At 50.5% G+C, this 20,249-nt stretch carries 19 protein-coding genes and 1 pseudogene; 8 read left to right on the top strand and 12 right to left on the bottom strand.

Going from position 1 to position 20,249, the window contains the following annotated elements; translation table 11 throughout:
* Nucleotides 1–64: 64 nt before the first annotated feature.
* Nucleotides 65–388, bottom strand: a complete 324-nt coding sequence (locus RDO88_RS08495; protein ID WP_307758961.1) for a BACON domain-containing protein — start codon at nucleotides 386–388, stop codon at nucleotides 65–67.
* Nucleotides 389–1,013: 625 nt separating this feature from the next.
* Between RDO88_RS08495 and RDO88_RS08490 the strand changes: the two genes are divergently transcribed.
* The 3 genes from RDO88_RS08490 (at nucleotide 1,014) to RDO88_RS08480 (ending at nucleotide 3,454) form a co-directional block, all read left to right on the top strand.
* Nucleotides 1,014–1,943, top strand: a complete 930-nt coding sequence (locus RDO88_RS08490) for an LD-carboxypeptidase (RefSeq protein WP_307758960.1) — start codon at nucleotides 1,014–1,016, stop codon at nucleotides 1,941–1,943.
* Nucleotides 1,944–2,004: 61 nt separating this feature from the next.
* Entirely contained in the window at nucleotides 2,005–3,012 is a 1,008-nt protein-coding gene (locus RDO88_RS08485) for a M28 family peptidase (RefSeq protein ID WP_307758965.1), read from the top strand.
* A gap of 19 nt (nucleotides 3,013–3,031) precedes the next feature.
* The gene (locus tag RDO88_RS08480; protein ID WP_307758959.1) at nucleotides 3,032–3,454 is read left to right on the top strand and encodes a SufE family protein; all 423 of its coding nucleotides are present in this window, start codon (nucleotides 3,032–3,034) and stop codon (nucleotides 3,452–3,454) included.
* Nucleotides 3,455–3,517: 63 nt separating this feature from the next.
* Here RDO88_RS08480 and RDO88_RS08475 read toward each other — a convergent pair whose 3' ends face one another.
* From RDO88_RS08475 to RDO88_RS08450, 6 genes are read right to left on the bottom strand one after another with little or no spacing between them, the layout of a single operon-like run.
* Nucleotides 3,518–3,730, bottom strand: coding sequence for a helix-turn-helix domain-containing protein (locus RDO88_RS08475; RefSeq protein ID WP_307758958.1), 213 nt, complete (start codon nucleotides 3,728–3,730; stop codon nucleotides 3,518–3,520).
* Between the two features lie 11 nt (nucleotides 3,731–3,741).
* On the bottom strand, nucleotides 3,742–4,188 hold the full coding sequence (locus RDO88_RS08470; protein ID WP_307758957.1) for a DUF2975 domain-containing protein: 447 nt from the start codon (nucleotides 4,186–4,188) through the stop codon (nucleotides 3,742–3,744).
* Between the two features lie 20 nt (nucleotides 4,189–4,208).
* A complete protein-coding gene (locus RDO88_RS08465; protein ID WP_307758956.1) occupies nucleotides 4,209–4,436 on the bottom strand; it encodes a hypothetical protein in 228 nt (75 codons plus the stop codon).
* Nucleotides 4,437–4,450: 14 nt separating this feature from the next.
* On the bottom strand, nucleotides 4,451–4,918 hold the full coding sequence (locus RDO88_RS08460) for a DUF2975 domain-containing protein (protein ID WP_307758955.1): 468 nt from the start codon (nucleotides 4,916–4,918) through the stop codon (nucleotides 4,451–4,453).
* Between the two features lie 12 nt (nucleotides 4,919–4,930).
* On the bottom strand, nucleotides 4,931–5,614 hold the full coding sequence (locus RDO88_RS08455; RefSeq protein WP_307758954.1) for a DUF2975 domain-containing protein: 684 nt from the start codon (nucleotides 5,612–5,614) through the stop codon (nucleotides 4,931–4,933).
* Nucleotides 5,611–6,396, bottom strand: coding sequence for a type II CAAX prenyl endopeptidase Rce1 family protein (locus RDO88_RS08450; RefSeq protein WP_307758953.1), 786 nt, complete (start codon nucleotides 6,394–6,396; stop codon nucleotides 5,611–5,613). Before RDO88_RS08450 ends, RDO88_RS08455 begins: the two co-directional genes overlap by 4 nt.
* Nucleotides 6,397–6,972: 576 nt before the next feature.
* Here RDO88_RS08450 and RDO88_RS08445 point away from each other — a divergent pair.
* On the top strand, nucleotides 6,973–9,333 hold the full coding sequence (locus RDO88_RS08445; RefSeq protein WP_374043927.1) for a glycoside hydrolase family 3 N-terminal domain-containing protein: 2,361 nt from the start codon (nucleotides 6,973–6,975) through the stop codon (nucleotides 9,331–9,333).
* A 63-nt stretch (nucleotides 9,334–9,396) separates the two neighbouring features.
* Here the strand turns inward: RDO88_RS08445 and RDO88_RS08440 are convergent, their stop codons facing one another.
* The gene (locus tag RDO88_RS08440; RefSeq protein WP_307758952.1) at nucleotides 9,397–10,086 is read right to left on the bottom strand and encodes a cyclic nucleotide-binding domain-containing protein; all 690 of its coding nucleotides are present in this window, start codon (nucleotides 10,084–10,086) and stop codon (nucleotides 9,397–9,399) included.
* Nucleotides 10,087–10,371: 285 nt separating this feature from the next.
* Between RDO88_RS08440 and RDO88_RS08435 the strand changes: the two genes are divergently transcribed.
* Nucleotides 10,372–10,887 (top strand): pyridoxamine 5'-phosphate oxidase family protein, encoded by a 516-nt coding sequence (locus tag RDO88_RS08435; RefSeq protein WP_307758951.1) that lies wholly within the window; start codon nucleotides 10,372–10,374, stop codon nucleotides 10,885–10,887.
* A gap of 66 nt (nucleotides 10,888–10,953) precedes the next feature.
* Nucleotides 10,954–12,132, top strand: coding sequence for an aminotransferase class III-fold pyridoxal phosphate-dependent enzyme (locus RDO88_RS08430; RefSeq protein WP_307758950.1), 1,179 nt, complete (start codon nucleotides 10,954–10,956; stop codon nucleotides 12,130–12,132).
* Here RDO88_RS08430 and ribF read toward each other — a convergent pair.
* The 3 genes and pseudogenes from ribF to RDO88_RS08415 all read right to left on the bottom strand — a co-directional run bounded on the left by ribF (nucleotide 12,084) and on the right by RDO88_RS08415 (nucleotide 16,362).
* On the bottom strand, nucleotides 12,084–13,043 hold the full coding sequence (gene ribF, locus RDO88_RS08425) for a riboflavin biosynthesis protein RibF (protein WP_307758949.1): 960 nt from the start codon (nucleotides 13,041–13,043) through the stop codon (nucleotides 12,084–12,086). The two genes, RDO88_RS08430 and ribF, sit on opposite strands and share 49 nt — an antisense overlap.
* A gap of 8 nt (nucleotides 13,044–13,051) precedes the next feature.
* On the bottom strand, nucleotides 13,052–13,672 hold the full coding sequence (locus RDO88_RS08420; RefSeq protein WP_307758948.1) for an HAD-IA family hydrolase: 621 nt from the start codon (nucleotides 13,670–13,672) through the stop codon (nucleotides 13,052–13,054).
* Nucleotides 13,673–13,687: 15 nt separating this feature from the next.
* A pseudogene (locus tag RDO88_RS08415) lies at nucleotides 13,688–16,362 on the bottom strand (calcium-translocating P-type ATPase, PMCA-type).
* A 192-nt stretch (nucleotides 16,363–16,554) separates the two neighbouring features.
* On the opposite strand from RDO88_RS08415, the gene rd reads away from it, so the two are divergent.
* Entirely contained in the window at nucleotides 16,555–16,716 is a 162-nt protein-coding gene (rd, locus tag RDO88_RS08410; protein WP_204969526.1) for a rubredoxin, read from the top strand.
* Nucleotides 16,717–16,746: 30 nt separating this feature from the next.
* On the opposite strand, the gene RDO88_RS08405 is transcribed toward rd, so the two are convergent.
* Complete coding sequence (locus tag RDO88_RS08405) at nucleotides 16,747–18,444, bottom strand: Na/Pi symporter (protein ID WP_307758947.1); 1,698 nt, start codon at nucleotides 18,442–18,444, stop codon at nucleotides 16,747–16,749.
* An 81-nt stretch (nucleotides 18,445–18,525) separates the two neighbouring features.
* Between RDO88_RS08405 and RDO88_RS08400 the strand changes: the two genes are divergently transcribed.
* Entirely contained in the window at nucleotides 18,526–20,199 is a 1,674-nt protein-coding gene (locus RDO88_RS08400; RefSeq protein WP_307758946.1) for a nucleoside kinase, read from the top strand.
* Nucleotides 20,200–20,249 lie beyond the last annotated feature (50 nt).

Raw genomic sequence — 20,249 nt, 5'->3', positions numbered from 1 at the left:
TACTTATAAAGTTACGAAAAATATTTCAATTAACCTACTGATTTTTAATTAATTACAAAGAAATTTAAACAGCTTCTTTATATTCTATATTAATTATAGCACTTCGCTCAGCATCATAGTTTTCGGCTGCAGTAAAGGAGATCGTGCCAGAGGTTGGTTCAACGCTAATGTCAGACAACCAAGTTGCATCAGAAGCAGCCGTTACCTCTGCTCCCTGCACACGGTTCTGAATTTTGTAGTTAATACTATATTTTCCTTGCGAAGATTCGATATTAACAGATTCTTCACCATCGAAATTCAATGACGGCGAAATATCCTCATCGGATTCGCAACCTACAACACTTATTGCAAAGGCAAGTAGTACAAATTTCAAAAAACGATTTTTCATGTTTTTAAAAATAATAAATATAAACATCATTTAAACTATAAGTCAAAAGTAGAAAATCACTATTTAAAGAATGCATAATAAAAAATATAAGAAAATATTTACCGATAATTACAAACTCCCCAAAAATCAGTCATATTACTTAGCAAAAGTATAAATTAAATCAATAAAACTAATAACCAGATTTCTTTTTAAACTAGTTTAACGGAACGAAAACGGTTTCACTTTTTGCATTTGAATTTACAAATTCAGTCAGATTGAGTTAACCATTGGTATAGTAAGTATCGTCAAACACCCCAAAACGATATCATTGAGTGATGAAATCTATATTTAATTCCCGCTAAACTAACATTATTTCAGCCATGGTTCAATGGATACCAACAGAATGGAGTGGCAATAGAATTGCCTACATATCTATTCAGCAAACTGCATCAAAAACAAATTGACCAATATGAAACAAACTCAGACAATTCACATCACCCTTGGGGAATCCATCCGTAATCGGACAACTTCCGTGTTTGAATAAGATTAGGGCATAGGATAAAAAAACAACTGAAACAAGTTTCAATATTTTGTTCTCCTCTCACCTTTCACTATTTTTGCAGCAACATAGATTTGATGAACGCATATGGACAAGCTGATTATTCCCCCTTACCTGCACGAAGGCGACAAGGTTGTCATCCTCTCGCCCTCCGGCAAGATAGACAAGTCGTTCCTGAAGGGAGCCGTCAAGCGGCTGGCCTCATGGGGCCTGCATCCCGTGTTGTCACGCCACGCAGGCAGTTCCAACGGTGTCTATGCAGGCACCATCAGCCAACGGCTGGAAGACTTGCAGGAAGCGATGGACGATGCTGACACACGGGCCATCTTATGCAGCCGCGGCGGATATGGTGCAGTACATCTGGTAGACAAGCTGGACTTCAGCCGCTTCAAGGAGTCACCCAAGTGGCTCATCGGTTTCAGCGACATCACCGCCCTGCACAACCTGTGGCAGAAGGAAGGTTTCGCTTCGCTGCATGCGCCCATGGCACGCCACCTCACCGTGGAACCCGAAGATGATTTCTGTACGCAGGCTCTGCGAGACATACTGACCGGAGCCATCGTCGCGCCCGAAGGAAGCTTCAGTTATACCTGCGACGTCCACAAGCTGAACCGCCGTGGTACAGCCGAAGGCATCCTGCGCGGAGGTAACTTTGCCGTCTTCAACGGCCTGCGCGGTACACCCTACGACATCCCGGCCGACGGTACCGTGCTCTTTATAGAAGATGTGGGCGAACGTCCCCATGCCATCGAGCGTATGATGTACAACCTGAAGCTGGGTGGCGTGCTCGAACGCCTGTCGGGCCTCATCATCGGCCAGTTTACCGAATACGAGGAGAAGAAACAGCTGGGCAAGGAGCTTTACGGCGCCCTGGCCGACCTGGTAAAGGAATACGATTACCCCGTCTGCTTCAACTTCCCCGTGGGGCATGTCCCGATGAACCTGCCACTCGTCAGTGGCGCGCCCGTCCGTCTGGAGGTCGACAAGAAAGAAGTTCGGCTTACCTTCCAACTGTAATCCGCTGCTTCCCCAGTTAGAGAAAAATATTTTCCCAATCAGAAACAAAAAAATTCCCATGATGAAAAGAAAACAATACACTTCAATTTCCCTGTTCCTGCTGATGGTTGTGGCTGCCGTAGCCTGCGGCAACAAGAGCAATGCCTCCAGCCAGGAAGAAGACAAGGACAAGACGGAAACGGTCAATGTTCCCCCGTTCAATGCCGACAGTGCCTACACCTACGTCCAAAGGCAGGCCGATTTCGGTCCCCGTGTACCCAATACAGCCGCCCACAAGGCCTGTGGCGACTATCTGGCTGCCAAACTGGAACAGTTCGGCGCCAAGGTCTACAACCAGTATGCCGACCTTGTGGCCTACGACAACACCATTCTGAAGGCCCGCAACATCATCGGTGCCTACAACCCCGACAGCCGCCGCCGCGTGCTGCTCTTCGCCCATTGGGACAGCCGCCCCTATGCCGACGAGGACAAGGACCCGTCGAAACACAAGACCCCCATTCTGGGCGTGAACGACGGAGCCAGCGGCGTGGGTGTGCTGCTCGAAGTAGCCCGCCAGCTGCAGAAGCAGGCACCGGTCATCGGCATCGACATCATCTTCTTCGATGCCGAAGACTATGGTATCCCCACCTTCTACAAGGGCCAGTACAAGCCCGACACCTGGTGTCTGGGTTCGCAATACTGGGGACGCGTACCCCACGTGAACAACTACAATGCCCGCTTCGGTATCCTGCTGGACATGGTAGGCGGCAAGAATGCCACCTTCTACCAGGAGGCTTTCTCCAAACGTACGGCCGGCAAGCAGGTCAAGAAGATCTGGGATGCCGCCCACCGGCTGGGCTTCGGCAGCTTCTTCCCCAAGGAAGACGGGACGGAAGTGACGGACGACCATCTCTATGTGTACAATCTGCGCAAAATTCCCTGCGTGGACATCATCAACTACGACCCGAAGTGCGACACGGGCTTCGGCGACTTCTGGCACACCACGGACGACAACATGGACGTGATAGACAAGAACACCCTGATGGCTGTGGGACAGACCGTACTGGAAGTGATTTACAACGAAAAATAATCTCTAAAAACTGAAATATATGACCATCAACGAAATGCAAGACGAAGTCATCGCCGAGTTCAGCGACTTCGACGACTGGATGGACCGCTACCAGCTGCTCATCGACCTGGGCAACGAACAGCAACCGCTTGACGAAAAGTACAAGACCGACCAGAACCTGATAGAAGGCTGCCAGAGCCGCGTGTGGCTACAAGCCGACGAAAAGGACGGCAAAATCATCTTCCAGGCTGAAAGCGACGCCCTGATTGTGAAAGGCATCATCGCCCTGCTCATCAAGGTCCTCTCAGGACACACTCCCGACGAGATACTGGAAGCCGACCTTTACTTCATTCCCCAAATCGGCCTGCAGGAACACCTCTCACCTACCCGCAGCAACGGCCTGCTGTCCATGGTGAAGCAGATGCGGATGTATGCGCTGGCGTTCAAGGCGAAGGAAAGCTAAATAAATAAAGGATAAGGAATGAGGATGTATCAAGACAAGAATTCGCTTTCTTCTGATATATCCTCATTCTTCATTTTCCCTATACTCCAATAAATCTCCCGGCTGGCAGTCGAGCACCTTGCAGATGGCTTCGAGGGTGGAGAATCGGATGGCCTTCGCCTTGCCCGTCTTCAGGATGGAAAGATTGGCGGGAGTGATGTCAATCTTCTCCGCCAGCTCGCCCAGCGTTATTTTCCGGCGGGCCATCATAATATCCAAATTCACTACAATCGGCATAGGCAAGGGGATTAAATGGTTAAGTCCTGTTCTTCCTTCAGCTTCACCGCACGGCGGACGATCTTGCCGACAAACTGCAACAGGAAACCGAACAGCAGGATGGTCATCCCATCCAGCGAATAGTTCCAGCTGTCGCTCAAGGCATCACTCCTGCCTACAATCCAATTGCGTATCAGCATCATCAGAATGATGAAATAGCCGCTGAAATCCAACGAATCGGCTGTCTTATGGCTCAACAAGTTTCGACAATCCAGCCGTAGAATGCTTACGCAAAGCGCCACCAGGGCCAGCAGGTTGCAGACATACGCCCAACCCTGCAGCCGTTCATCACCCCCAGCCTGTATCAGATCGATTATCACCGATATAAAACAAACGATTGAAAACAATATGATACATACTACCCAAAACAGGGTACCCATGCCCTTATAACGTTGATACCAACTCTTTAATCTCTTCATAACTGTAGTCCTCCTTTTAATCATGCCAACCACGTGGTGCAACGCCTCACCCAGCGGTGATACAGATACGACCAACCATAAATCCAGGCCATCCACCCGAGAATACGAACAGACTTGGCATCTTTATCTACCCACAAATTCATCACCAGAAAAAACACGAACGCCGCCAGCATCAACGTCAACAGCAGAAAACCGACGTAGCAGATACCTGCCACCCATTTGCGATCTGTATGAAAAATACTACTCATGTATGCCTCCTTCCTTAAATTGTCAAATCCTGCTCTTCCCTCATCCGTATGCCGACCTTGAACAGGCAGGCAATGAAAAGGAAGAATACGCCCAACAACAGATAAATCATCGGAATGGTATTCCCAGCCTTCGTATCGGACAAAAAGGCATTGAATATCATCTGCAAGATGCCGTTGCATTCCAGCACTATCCCAATTGTCATAATCAAATCTGAATTCTGCTTGGTAAAGACCAACCCTTTTTGTACGTTGCGCAGCATCAGATAAATGAGTACGCTACATACAGCCATTGCCAACAACGTTACATTTTCGGGCAGCAGCTTTGCAATCAGGCCGCCGGTATCGTCCTTCCCCAAATCATAACATAAGTCCAGATTACGGAAAAAGACGAAAAGCAGACAACAGGCACACACCACCATCAGGCAAAACATCACGTTTTCCAGTTCTTCTTTCGAACTTTTCTTTCCAAATATATTTTTCATATTCCTATCTTCTTATATCGTTAAATCCTGCTCCTCCTTCATCTTCAGCCCGATGGCAAAGACTTCCGCCACGATGAGCGCTATCAGTCCCAGCAGCAGATTCGTGACCTTGACCGAATCGGAGAGTATCAGGTCATAGGACTCCAGCGCAAAAGCCTCGCGCAGGCTACAAAGCGACAGGTATTCGGGCAGCAGCACGCAGACAAAACCTACGATGAGCAGCACGCCCAAGCGGCGCAGGCGACGGACGTTGCGCCAGTTGAAGATGTCCGAACGGTTGACCGACACCACCAGACGGATGAACAACACCAACGCCCAGACGTTCGCCACCAGCACCAGGAGGCCCATCAGCGTGGATGCCACCTTCTGCCAGGCAGGCGTCTCCACCGGGACGCTGACCATCAGGTTGGTATAAGCCATCGGGACGTAGCGGCCCGTCTTCTCGTTGCGTACCGAGTCGGTGAACAGGTCTCCCTCCCATTCATCCAGAAACTTGGGAAGCACGGAGACCGTCCGCAGATTGCTCACCCGCTCCAACTGGGCGCTGTTTCCATCTTCCAGCTTCTCGCGCGCAGCGTCCATCCCCATCTGGACACCCTTTGTCATGCCCAGCCCCATGTAATAGACCGATACGCCTACCGACCAGCCCATCACCAGCAGGACGATGGCACAGAGTATGTTCAATCTTCTTTTCATAATTCCTCCGGTTTAAAATGATTCTGCCTGCGCAACAGCCAGGCCATCGAAAGTATCAGTACCACTGCCGACACAGCCAGCAGCACCGCATAACCCGTAGTGCCCAGCAGCTCACCCGCCGTCTCCATTTCGGGATACGTGCGCATCAGATAGACGGACAAGCCGTTGTTCAGGATGTGAATGAAGATACCCGGCAGAATGCTGCGCGTACGGGCATACAGCCAGGCGAAGAAGAAACCCGAGATGCAGGCTCCCACCACCTGTGCCGGATTGATGTGGATGACGCCGAACACCAGGCCCGAAAACAGTATGGCCGTCGCAGGCTTATAGCGTTTCAACAATTCGCGGGTCAGCACGCCGCGGAAGAACACTTCCTCGACCACCGGTCCCAGCACCGCCATGCAGAGCACGCCCAGCCAACCGGCCTGAAGCGTCTGGAACGTCTGTTCCATCCAGTCGGGCAGGAACGTGAGCTGCGCCACCAGGAAGTCGGCCCATACGATGAGCGAAACACCCGCCAGTACAGCACCTGTCGTCCAACCCGCAGAGACGGGCGAGAACATCCGGCCGAGGTTCGTCAGATAGCCCGCCTTCCACACGAAGACAGCAATGAACACAAAGCCCAGCAGCATGGCCGGAGCCATCACCTGAGCCTGTGCCGCAGCCATATCGAGCGTGCCGGTCGTGGCAAAGTCGTAAATCATCACGCAGGGCGCGGCCACCAGCGAGCCCAATATCTGCAACAGATAATAAATCAGGATTAATTTGACAACGGTCTTCATGGCGTATTTCTCCTCCATCCGTTATTAAATGCCGGCTATCAGCCCGCTGACAAACGCTACCAAAATGGTGAACAACATAACCAAGACCGTGATACACATGCTGACTGCTTTCATAACTCAAACCTTTTTTAGATGATACAATTTCTGTTTTTCAATAAGCATTTATCGTTTTTCGATATGCAAAGAAAGAATGTTTTTCTAAGATAACCAAATAAAACGATAAAAATTTATCGAAAAACGATAAAAGTGCCGCCGCCCGATTCTTTAACTACGCATGCAGGCCGGTCTTTCCCTGCCGGTAAGCTACCGCAGGATTGAAGGATATCCTGCACAAGATACCATCTTATATTACACAAGATGACATCTCATGCTGCACAAGATGGCATCTCATGCTGCTCAAGATGGCATCTTGTGCTACTCAAGATGGCATCTTATGCAAGGACAGATAGAACCTTAGGGCAAACGACCTGCTGAGATACCTCCCGAATCATGGTAAATGATGGAGAAAAACATCTTTCATGTCAAAAAAAAGACGTAACTTTAAGCCCGTAAACAAACGTATCCATTCTTCTGAATATGAAAACATTCTTTCTTATATGCGGGATTGTCTTGTCAGCAGGGACTGTCCATGCACAGAAAAACGACCCTTGTACGTATCGCCAGGCATCGGCTCCCATCGAAGAACGCGTGGACGACCTACTGGGCAGAATGACCCTGAAAGAAAAAATAGGCCAAATATGCTGTCCGCTGGGCTGGGAAATGTATACCAAAATAGGGAACGACAGCGTAACCGTTTCCGAAAAATACAAGGAACAGATGGCAGAAGCCCCCATCGGCTCCTACTGGGCCGTCCTCAGAGCCGATCCCTGGACACAGAAGACACTCGAAACAGGACTGAACCCGGAACTGGCGGCCAAGGCTCTGAACGCCTTGCAAAGATATGCCGTCGAAGAAACCCGCCTGGGCATCCCCATCCTGTTTGCGGAGGAATGCCCGCACGGACACATGGCCATAGGCGCGACCGTATTCCCCACTTCCCTGAGCCAAGCCTCCACCTGGAACAGGCAGCTGATTCAGGGGGCCGGACAAGCCATCGCTCTGGAAGCGCGTTCGCAAGGAGCGAACATCGGCTACGGGCCTGTACTCGACCTGGCCAGAGACCCCAGATGGTCGCGCGTGGAAGAGACGTTCGGTGAAGACCCCTATCTGACAGGAGCCTTGGGTACCGCGCTGGTCAAAGGCATGCAAGGCACGGAAGCGGATATAAGGGACGGCAGGCACGTCTATTCCACCCTGAAGCATTTTGCCGCCTATGGCATTCCACGGGGAGGGCACAACGGCAATCCGGCCGACATCGGCTACAGAGCCCTGATGGACGAGCATCTGCCCGCCTTCCGGCAAGCGGTAGAAGAAGGCAAGGCGGCCACCGTCATGACTTCCTACAACAGCATAGACGGCATACCCTGCACATGCAACGCCTTCCTGCTGGACTCGGTACTGCGGAAGAAATGGGGATTCGAAGGAATGGTATACTCCGACCTCACCAGCATCGACGGGATAGCGGGCGCCCACGTGGCTGCCGACATAGAGGATGCAGCCATACAGGCCATCAAGGCCGGTACGGACATGGACCTGGGGGCCAATGCCTACAAGAAACTTGCGGCTGCCGTGGAAAAAGGTCTGATACAGGAAAGCTATATCGACCGCGCCGTGAAAAACGTGTTGCGGCTGAAGTTCAGGATGGGATTGTTTGAGAACCCCTATGTATCGCCCCGACAGGCCAAGCAGACCGTCAACTGCGAAGAGCACCGCATGCTGGCCCGGAAGGTGGCACGCGAAGGTACGGTGCTGCTCAAGAACGACGGCATCCTGCCCTTAAACCCCTCCGCACTGAAACGTGTCGCCGTCATCGGTCCCAATGCCGACATGATGTACAATTACCTGGGCGACTATACCGCTCCCCAGGAACGGAAGAAGATTGTAACCGTGCTCGACGCCATACGTGCAAGACTGCCCCACGCTACCGTGACCTACGTCAAGGGCTGTGCCATCCGCGACACGACCCAGAGCGACATCGAGGTAGCCGTGAAGGCCGCCCAAGGTGCGGATGTGATTATCCTGGTGGTAGGCGGATCGAGTGCCCGCGACTTCAAGACCCAATACATACAGACCGGTGCCGCCACCGTTTCCGATGCCGGCAAGGACCTCCTGCCGGATATGGAATGCGGCGAAGGTTTCGACCGCGCCACCCTGAACCTGCTGGGCGACCAAGAGAAACTGATCGGTGCACTGGCTGCTACCCGGGTACCACTGGTTACCGTCTATATTGCCGGCCGTCCGCTGAACATGAACCTAGCCAACGAGAAATCGGATGCACTGCTCACCGCATGGTATCCCGGAGAACAAGGAGGTCATGGCATAGCCGACATACTTCTGGGAGACTACAACCCCAGCGGCCGCCTGCCCCTATCCGTGCCCCGCAACGAAGGACAACTGCCCGTACACTACTCACAAGGCCCCCAACGGGACTATATGGACAGTCCGGGCACACCTCTTTTCAGCTTCGGTTACGGCTTGAGCTATACGACCTTTGCCTATAGCAACTTGCGTCTCGAGGAGGGGAACGGGAAGGACATCATGCAGAAAGTGACCTGCACGGTCACGAATACAGGCAACAAAGACGGCGAAGAGGTCGTACAGCTTTATCTCAACGACCCGGTGAGTTCGGTTGCCGTTCCTCCCATCCGATTGAAAGGTTTTGAGAAAATATTCCTGAAGAAAGGGGAAAGCAAGGACGTCAGCTTCTTCCTTACGCGGAACGACTTGTCCATCACCGACCGGAATCTGCACTTCGTGGCCGAACCGGGCCGCTATAAGGTAATGATAGGAGGCACCTCGGACAACCTGCCGCTGCAAGGTGTTTTCGAAATCGAATAGTTTCCACCACGATATGCTGGCTCATAAGAACTATGGATATTCGTCGTATACAAATGACTCATATCAAATGGGCTTCTTTACTTTTGCTAAGTTCAATTCTATGTTGCCATTAGATATTCTCCTAATCAGACCTTCCTTTTCCATTTTATTAAATTCTGTAGACAATGCAGGTCTGGTTACATTCAGATATTCTGCCAGTTGTGTCAGAGTATGAGGCATTTTAATGACATTAGAATTATTGGCCCTCTTTTTAAACAGATAGACCAAAAGACGTTCCCTGATTGTTTTTCTGGATAAGACATCCAGTCTCACTGTCGTGCATACATTGCAGTTCCCTGAGACACAAAGGAAATTCCTCAAGACATCAGGACATTCACTAATGAGACGAAAGGTAGATTCTTTGGTCACGGTCAAGAGAACAGACTCTTTAACTGCCGTAAATGTTGCAGGAAACCTATTGTCTTCTTTAAACAAATGAGGTGTTGCAAATGCACGTGGAGCAACAATGTTTTCTATCAGAACTTCATTTCCGTTTGCATCTATGATATTGGCTTCCAGCTCACCTTTCAAAAGGATATAGAGTCTGGAGCAGATTTCTCCCTGCTTCACAATAATTTCATTGTCAGGAAAACGAAACAGTCCAAAATCCAGTTCTCGGATGAGCCTTTTCTTTATATGGAGACTCAAATCACAAAACAATGGTATTGAGAATAATATGTCCTTATAATAATCATTGAAATCTATTACTTCCATACTAGTCTATTTTGAGGGAACTTACAAAGTTAATGATTTCTCCAACATCATGAAACTTGCTCCGTTTTTATATTAATCCTGATTGCAGGATTCTCCTGGTTCATACACATCATATTTTCATCAAATATTTCCGAAGAAATAGCAATATTGTCATTTTTATTACATTCTATTACTTTTCTCTATAGTAACTTTGCAAGATAGATGAATGTATTACCTACCGTCAGTGACGATGATATCTATTCTTATTACAAATACAATTAACCATTTAACTATCTTGAGATAAATATGAGAAAAAAAAGTCGTGAAATGGATTCGCAGTGGGCGATTGAAGTAATGCGCAAGGCGCCTTATATTACTGTAAGTTTTACCCGGGCAGACGGTACAGCATACGGTGTACCTCTTTCTCTGGCAAGTAAAAATGATCATGTATGGTATTTTCATTGTGCGTCAGAAGGAGATAAACTGAATGCCATAGCAGAACATCCTGAAGTATGCCTTTCAGCCGTGACAAAATGCCAACCCACAATTGGCCCCAAAGACGGTAGCTTCACTCTTCAGTATCGCTCCGCAATAGCATTCGGAAAGGCTGAAATCGTAACTGATAGTGATGAGAAAATCCTGGCCTTGAAATTAATAAGCGAACGTTTTCTCCCTAAACACATGGCTGCTTTCGAGGCTGCAGTCGAAAGAAGTCTTCATCGTACAGTTGTAGTAAGAATAACACTGTCAGCTCCTCCAACAGGTAAGCGAAAACAATACGACAAAGACGGTGAAGAAATGAAATACGGAAGAATGAAGTAATACAAAAAAAATGAGAAAACACACCAAAACGGGAGAACTAATTTAGAAATAAAAAAAGAATTTGCCATGAATTTATTTGATGTATATTCTGTATTCCCCATAAATATAGTTCGGGGTAAAGGATGCTATGTTTACGACGAAAAAGGAAAATCATATCTGGACTTTTACGGTGGACATGCTGTCATATCAATAGGACATTCTCATCCATACCTGATTAAATGTATGTACGAACAGATGCAGAATTTAATGTTTTACTCTAACTCCGTAATAAACAAACTACAAGAAAAACTAGCTTATGAAATAGGAAATATATCCAACTATCCTGAGTACAGTGCTTTTTTTGTTAACTCGGGCGCCGAAGCAAATGAAAACGCCCTCAAACTTGCTTCTTTCCATACAGGGAAGAAAAAAGTAATCGCATTCAAAAATGCTTTTCATGGCCGAACATCGGCAGCGGTAGAAGCGACAGACAATCCTTTGATTACAGCTCCCCTAAATTCCAACGATAATGTATATTTTTCCAACATGGATATAAATGAGGTGAAGAATGTATTACAAAATGGAGATATTTGCGCTGTAATTATAGAAGGAATATCAGGGGTTGGAGGAATCAGGATACCGAAGGCTGATTTTTTAATAGAATTACGAAATATTACCCAACAATATGGGACAATACTTATTCTGGATGAGATTCAATCGGGATACGGCCGTACAGGTCGATTCTTTGCCCATCAATGGTGTAGCATAAAACCGGATATCATCACTATAGCAAAAGGTATAGCCAACGGATTTCCATTTTCCGGAGTTTTGATCAGCGATATTTTCACCCCTAAAAAAGGAATGCTCGGAACGACCTTCGGCGGAAATCAGTTGGGATGTGCCGCTGCTTTGGCAGTAATACAAATCATGAAAGATGAAAATTTAATAGAGAATGCCAACAATACAGGAACCTATTTTATACAACAATTACAATTTCTGAAATCACCTTTGATAAATGAAATAAGAGGACGAGGACTTATGATAGGAATCGAATTTACCATTCCTATCTCTAAGATTCGTGAATCGTTACTATTTGAGCACCACATTTTTACCGGATATTCAGGGACGAACATTCTGAGAATATTACCTCCACTGTGTGTCACAAAGCAACAAATTGATTATTTTATTGAAAGATTAGCTTACTGCTTAGATAACTATCAACAAGAAAGGGCAAGCAGTGCACGTGCCTCGGCGGCATCGCGATGAAGCTGTGCCGCCAGTTCGTCGAGCGAAGCGAACTTCCGTTCAGGACGGATGCGCTGCACAAAGGTGAGGCGCAGGGGATGGTGGTAGATATCGGCGTCGAAGTCGAAGATATGCACCTCGATGGTGCGGTTGGTACCGTTGTCCAGCGTGGGACGGCAGCCGATGTTCAACATGCCGCCATACGACTGCCCGTCTACAAGCGCCCGGACGGCATAGACGCCATGCGCCGGGATGAGTTTGCAGGAATCATCCACATCGAGATTGGCCGTCGGATAACCCAGCTTGTGCCCGATCTGAAAACCGCTCACCACCGTTCCGTTCAGAAAGTAACGGTAGCCTAAGTAATCGGCCGCACGGCCTACCTCACCTTCGTGAAGCAGACGACGGATACTGGATGAACCCACACGCAGACTGTCGTCAGTCTCTCCCGAAACGCCCAACGACGAGGGCAGACAAGCTTCGCCGGGCAAAACCTCAATGCCCAGTTCACGGCCATAGCGCACGTAGTCGTCGAATCCCTCGCAACGGTCGTGCCCGAAGCGGTGGTCGTAACCGATGAAGAGTACACGGATGTTATAACGGCGCACCAGCAGTTCCATGAACTGACGGGCGGAAAGCGCAGCCAGTGCGGGCGTAAAGTCGAGCAACAGGCAATAATCCAGTCCCGCTTCGTCCAGCAAAGCCAGCTTTTCGGCACAGGTGGTCAGCAGCTCGGCACGGAAGTCGGGCTGCATCACGCAACGCGGATGAACGGGGAAGGTGATGACCGTCGAAGCCAGTCCACGCTCCGCCGCCACAGCCTGCACCTGGCTGAGCAGGTAGCGGTGACCGCGGTGCACGCCGTCGAAGAAGCCGATGGTTGCCACGCTGGGGCGAATCCTATCTACAGGGATATCGGAAATCTGCTGCACGGCCTGCTTCAGTTTTTGAACAAATGACTCCAGTCTTCGTGCGCCTTCGGCATGTAGGTTCGGATACCCAAGGTTTCGGCTGCACGGCAGTTACCCTCGGCATCGTCGATGAAGAGCGAACGGGACGGATCGGCTCCTGTATCGGCCAGTACTTGCTTGAAGATAGCCACGTCGGGCTTGGCCAGCTTCATCTCGTAGGAAAGAAAGATACGGTCGAAGAAATCTTCCACCCGATGACCGTTGTAGGAGAAAGCGTTGCGTAACGCCCACTGCCAGTGGATGTCGTTGGTGTTGCTCAGCAGGTAGACGGTGTAACGCCGGCGAAGCTCCAGCAGCAGGTCGAGCTTATAGGCAGGAATGCCCACCAAGAAGCTGTTCCATGCCTCGTCAATTTGGGCATCGGTCACAGAAACGCCCGCCATCTTTCTGATTTCATCGCGGAACTCCGCATCACCGATCAGCCCCTTCTCGTGAAGCAGAAAGAAGCCCTGCTGATGGCACACGTCGAGCATGGCCTGCACGTTGGGAATGCCCAGCTCGTCGAAACGGTCGAGGCAGCGCTGACGGTCGAGGTCGATGAGCACGCCGCCAAAGTCTATTATCAGTGTATCTATTCCTTGTAAATTCATCACAATCATCTTTTGTTATTCATTATTCTTCCGCAGACGCTGTATCCAGCGCACCAATTCGCCCACCCAAAGCACCAGCGACGAGGAGGCAATAATCAACAACCACGTCGGCCCATCGAGCGGAACGGTACGGAACACGGCTCCACCAAACTGCACGATAAGGAACTGCCCCACCAGAATGGCCAGCACAATGAATTCCATACCGTAGGATTTCGAAATGCCCTTGAAGGCAGAATCGGTCGTGCCGAACACGCGGCATTGAAAAGGTTCCAGAACTGAAGCATCACGAAAAAGGTGAAGAAGATGGTCAGCTCGCGTACCGTCATGCTTCCTTGTTCGAAATAGAGCAGCATGCCCATCAAGACACAGGCAAAGAGCAAACCCACACCAAAAATCATCACCTGCATGGGCTTGGTGATGATGAAATCGGTCGGCTTGCGGGGTTTCTCCTTCATCACGCCCTCGCTGGGCGGAATGGAAGCCAGCGCCAGGGCGGCAAAGGTATCCATGATGAGGTTCACCCACAACATCTGCGTCACGGTAAGGGGCAGGTCGGTACCTACCAGCGAGCCGAGCAGCACGATGAACAGAGCCACGAAATTGATGGTAAGCTGGAAAACGATGAAACGCTGGATGTTCTTGTAGAGCGAACGGCCCCACATGACGGCGGTACCGATGCTGTTGAACGAGTCGTCCAGCAAGGTAATGTCACTGGCTTCCTTGGCCACGGAGGTACCTGTACCCATGGAGAGGCCCACCTGGGCGTGGTTCAGGGCTGGCGCGTCGTTCGTTCCGTCGCCCGTCACGGCTACCACGGCCCCTTTCTGCTGGAGCAGCTGCACGAGGCGTTGCTTGTCCGTGGGGCGGGCGCGCGACATAATCTTCAGGTCCAGTACACGTTCCAGAGCCTCTTCGTCACTCAAGGCGGCAAAGTCGGCACCGGTGATGCGGTTGCGTTCGGTGTCTTCGGGCTTCCACAGGCCTATCTGGCGGGCAATCTCGGTCGCTGTGCCCGGTGTGTCGCCCGTCACAATCTTCACGCCGATGCCGGCCGACTGGCACTTCTGCACGGCGGCAGGCACATCAGGGCGGATAGGGTCGCTGATGGCCACTACGCCCACGAATGAGAGGTCGCCGTCGGCTGCGAGCGAAGCACAGTCGCGTGTATCGTCGTCGGCCACCACCTTATAGGCGAAGCCCAGGGTACGCATGGCCATGTTCTGATAGCCCAGCAGCTGGGCCTCGACGGTGGAGCGGTAGGCAGCGGCATCGGTACGTCCGTCGGCCAGCACCACATCCCGACACTTACCCAGCACGATTTCGGGGGCACCCTTCACGTAGAGCACTTTCTTGTTCAGCAGCGGAGACTGCACCAGCGTAGCCATATACTTGCGTTCGGTCGAGAAGGTCAGCTGATCGACCACCTGCGCCGCCTCGCGCAACTTCAAGTAATCCTGTCCCTGCTTGTTGAGCCACAGGAGCAGGGCCACTTCAGTGGGATTGCCTACACCCTTCACTTTTCCGTCGGCCGCAATTTCCTCGAGGAAGGCGGTCGAGTTGGCGCTGATACCTTCCTTCACGGCACAACTCAGTTCGTCGTCGGCCAGCTCGCCCCGGTTCTTCAGTCCGTAGAAGCTGGGCTCGTACACCTGCATCTGGTTCTGTGTCAGCGTACCCGTCTTGTCGGTACAGATAACGGTGATGGCACCCATCGTCTCGCAGGCATGCATCTTGCGCACCAGGTTGTTGGTGGAGAGCATGCGGCGCATGTTCAGCGCCAGGCTCAGGGTGACACTCATCGGCAGGCCCTCGGGTACGGCCACCACAATCAGCGTGACGGCCATCATGAAATACTTCAACGTGGCTTGCAGGGCAGGCAGCCAGTCGGCAAAAGTATGGAAGGAAGAAAAGTCGTAGAAAAGGATGACATCTTTCACGAAGAAGATGACGAAGGCCAGTCCGGCAGCGGTAAAGCCGATCTTGCCAATCAGGTTGGCTAATTTGGTGAGCTGGATATTCAGCGGAGTAGGCTCAGTGGTCTGCTCCGTGCTCTGGCGGGCTACCTTACCGATTTCGGTAGCGTCGCCTACGGCCTCGACACGCATCATACCATGCCCGTCGACAACGGTTGTGCCGCGCAACACGCGGTTGGAAGCATACGTAGCCTCTTCGTCAAAGTCGGCTTCGAGGGTCGTTTTGGAAACCACCGGTTCGCCGGTCAGATTAGACTCATTTACCTGCAACGAAACAGCCTCGAGCAACGTACCGTCGGCCGGCATTTCCTCGCCCGTCTCCAGAATGACGACGTCGCCCACCACCACATCTTTGCGGGGTACTTCCTGTACGTGTCCGTTGCGGATCACCTTGACCAGCGTTTCTTCGTTGACGGCGTTCAGCAGGTCGAACTTCTTGTTGGCATCGTATTCAAAGAAGAAACCGATGCCCGTAGCCAGCAGAATGGCGGCAATGATACCGATGGTTTCGGCATATTCATTCTCGACAATCGAGATGACCAGTGAAAACAATGCGGCCACCAGCAGTACCTTGACCACCGGGTCCTGAAATTTCTCCAGATAAAGTTTGAAAAGGGAGGGACGTTTGGGCGGAGTCAACAGATTCACTCCATGCTCGACACGGCTGCGGCGTACCTCTTCGTCGGTCAGTCCGAAATGATTGGTATTCTCTTTCATTGTGCTCATGCAGATTGTTCATGCTTTAATTAACCGAGCACAAAAATACAACAATAATTCAGACCGTTAACATTATTAAATCTTTTTAGGAAAGAGAGACGAACCTCCAACCGAACAATCGGGCAAGGTCTTGCGTTTACTTATGCGAGAGAAAGATTGCAACTATTCAAGAACCAAACCAAAGAAAGAAGTATGGACAAATACATCTGCACCGTATGCGAATACATTTATGACCCCGAATTGGGTGACCCCGAGAATGGCATTGCGCCAGGTACCTCCTTTGAAGACCTGCCCGACGACTGGGTATGCCCCCTCTGTGGCGTAGGCAAGGAAGACTTTGAGGTGACTCATTGATCAAAAAGAAACAGGAAGAAGGCTTCGTGATTACGAAGCCTTCTTTTCTTTGATATCGCAGCTGGCTTCCACCACATTCACCACATAGTCGCCCAGTTTCTCACACTCGGCAATGATGTCCATGTAATAGACGCCCATCTGATAACTGTATTCCTTGTTGTTCACATCAATGATGTTCTGGTTCTTCAGCTGGTTACGGTAGTTGTTGATTTCGTTTTCCAGATTGTAGGACTTGTTCACGTCCACCGGATGATGTTCGGTACGCTCTACCACTGCAATCATCTGTGAAAGAGCCTCATCGGCCAGTTTCATCATGCAGTGGATATGATCGTACTGCTTTTCGTTAAAGTCCTCATTGGACTGGCGCTTGCGGTTGATTGTACGCGCCAGGTTATAGCAGCTGTCTCCGATGCTCTCTATTTCGGTCACCTCGCGGAGCATGCCACGTATCTGCAACTTACTTTCCGAGCTCAGACGGCCTTCTGACACCTGGTTCAGGTAGTTGGCAATCTCCAGTTCCATGCTGTCACTGATATTCTCGTACTTCTCCACGCGACTGAAGACACGGTTGAAGTCATCGTCCTTCTCCGTATGGAGCAGGTCGCGCACCATGCCGAACATGCGGTGCGTACGCTCGGCAAACAGGTGAATTTCCTTGCTGGCCTGCAGGATGGAAAGCTCGGCCGTAGACAGCATACCGCCCGAGATGAAACGCAGGCGGTATTCCTCGTCCTGCTCCTTGAGCGGAATAATGGCACAAACTGTACGTTCGATAAAGGGAACGAACCAGATCAGTATCAACACGTTGCAGATATTGAAAGCCGTATGGAAGGCAGAGAGCTTGAAGGAAACCGCCACGGCAGGATCGGTAGAGCCCATCACGTTCTCGACGAACCAGGAAACAGCCTCCGTGAAAGGAACAAAAAGGACAAGTACCCAGATAACGCCAAACACATTGAATGCCAAGTGAGCCAGTGCCGCCCGCCGGGCCTGCGTATTACCCGTAAGTGCCGCCAGATTGGCCGTAATCGTCGTACCGATGTTCTCACCCAGCACCAGTGCGGCACCCAGTTCAAAGCTGATCCATCCGTTGGCACACATAATCAGCGTGATAGCCATCGTAGCGGCCGATGCCTGGACTACCATCGTCAGAATGGTACCGATAAAAACAAACAACAGAATGGAGAAGAAACCCATATCCGTATAGTTCTGCACAAAGGCCAGCATATCAGGATTTTGACTCAGGTCGGGAGCATTGCTTTTCAAGTAGGAAAGCCCCATAAAAAGGAAGGAGAAACCGAAAATGAATTCACCGACGGACTTGCGGTTGCTTTTTTTGGAGAAGAGAAGAGGAATGCCAAAGGCCAGCAGAGGAAGGGCGAAGGCGGCGATATCGACCTTGAAGCCCAAGGCGGAAATAATCCAGGCCGTAACCGTAGTACCGATGTTGGCACCCATAATGACGCCGATGGATTGGGAAAGGGTCAGCAGACCTGCGTTGACGAAACTGACCACCATCACTGTGGTAGCCGACGAAGATTGTACCAGGGCTGTAATCAACACACCGGTCAGTACACCGGTCACCCGATTGGTCGTCATGGCTGTCAGGATTTTCCGGAGCCGATCGCCGGCAAACTTCTGAAGACCTTCACTCATAATCTTCATTCCATAAAGGAATAAAGCCAAAGAACCGAACAGCTTTAATAAATCATAAAAAGAATACTCCATCTTTAATAATTTAAGGGGTTTCTTTGCTTCATCTGTTATTAAGCTTATCTTTAGTGCCATCAAACTCTAAAAAGAAGACTTATGAAACACATGTTACAAATCTGTTGCAAAAATAATAATATTTATAAAGAATTCCCTATCGGAAGCTCACTTTTGGATATTTATTCCGAACTTAATCTTGATTTTCCCTATCAGGTGGTTAGTGCGAAGGTCAACAACCGCTCCGAAGGGCTTAACTTCCGGGTGTACAACAACAAGGATATCGAGTTTCTCGACGTGCGCGACCCGTCGGGTATGCGTACCTACGTCCGTTCACTCTGCTTCATTCTCTACAAGACGGTCAGTGAGCTGTTTCCCGAAGGCAAGCTTTACGTGGAACACCCTGTATCCAAGGGCTATTTCTGCAACCTGCGCATCGGGCGTCCCATTGAGCTGGAAGATGTGCAGGCCATCAAAAAACGCATGCAGGAAATCATAGCCGAAGACATTCCCTTCCACCGCACCGAATGCCACACCAGCGAAGCCGTCCGCGTATTCAGCGAACGGGGCATGGACGACAAGGTAAAGCTGTTGGAAACATCGGGGTTGCTCTATACCTATTATTATACATTGGGCGACACGGTAGACTATTACTACGGCAACCTGCTGCCCAGCACAGGATTCATCAAGCTGTTCGACATCATCAAGTACTATGACGGCCTGTTGCTGCGCATCCCCAACAAGGAGAACCCCAACGTACTGGAAGACGTGGTGAAACAGGAGAAAATGCTCGACGTCTTCAAGGAACACCTGCGCTGGAACCACATCATGGGCCTAAGCAACGTGGGCGACTTCAACCTGGCCTGCCAGAACGGACACGCCACCGACCTCATCAATGTGGCCGAAGCCCTGCAGGAAAAGAAAATCGCACAGATAGCCGACGACATCTTCCAGCGAACCCAAAACGGCACCCGCGCACAGCTGGTCCTGATATCGGGGCCTTCGTCCTCTGGAAAAACCACCTTCAGCAAACGCCTCAGCGTACAGCTGATGACTAACGGCCTGCACCCCTACCCCATTTCGCTGGACAACTATTTCGTAGACCGCGAACAGACCCCGCTCGACGAGAAAGGCAACTACGACTACGAATCGCTCTACGCCCTCGACCTCAAGCTGTTCAACGAACAGTTACAGGCCCTGCTGCGCGGCGAAGAAGTGGAATTGCCCCGTTTCAACTTCACCACTGGCAAAAAAGAGTTCAAGGGAGACAAACTCCGCATCGACGAACACACCATCCTCATCCTGGAAGGCATCCATGCCTTGAACCCCGAACTGACGCCCCATATTCCTGCCGAAAACAAGTACAAGATTTACGTGTCGGCCCTGACCACCATCTCGCTGGACGACCACAACTGGATACCTACCACGGACAACCGACTGATACGCCGCATCATCCGCGACTACAACTACCGCGGCTATTCGGCTCAGGAAACCATCTCCCGCTGGCCCAGCGTACGGGCAGGCGAAGACAAATGGATTTTCCCCTATCAGGAGAATGCGGACGTGATGTTCAACTCGGCCCTGCTTTTCGAACTGGCCGTGCTGCGCAGCCACGCCGAGCCTATACTGAACAGCGTACCGCGCAACTGCCCCGAGTATGCCGAAGCCTACCGCCTGCTGAAGTTCATCAAATACTTCACCCCCGTGCAGGACAAGGAAATACCGCCCACCTCACTGCTGCGTGAATTCCTGGGCGGAAGCAGCTTCAAGTATTAAGGTGACTCCAAGTTTTCAAATAAAGAGACGGTCTCAAAATGACTGCATAT

The organism is uncultured Mediterranea sp. (assembly GCF_902493215.1).
Taxonomy (GTDB): domain Bacteria; phylum Bacteroidota; class Bacteroidia; order Bacteroidales; family Bacteroidaceae; genus Bacteroides.
Note: the sequence above shows the minus strand (reverse complement) of the source record. Positions and strands in the feature narration are given on the sequence as shown.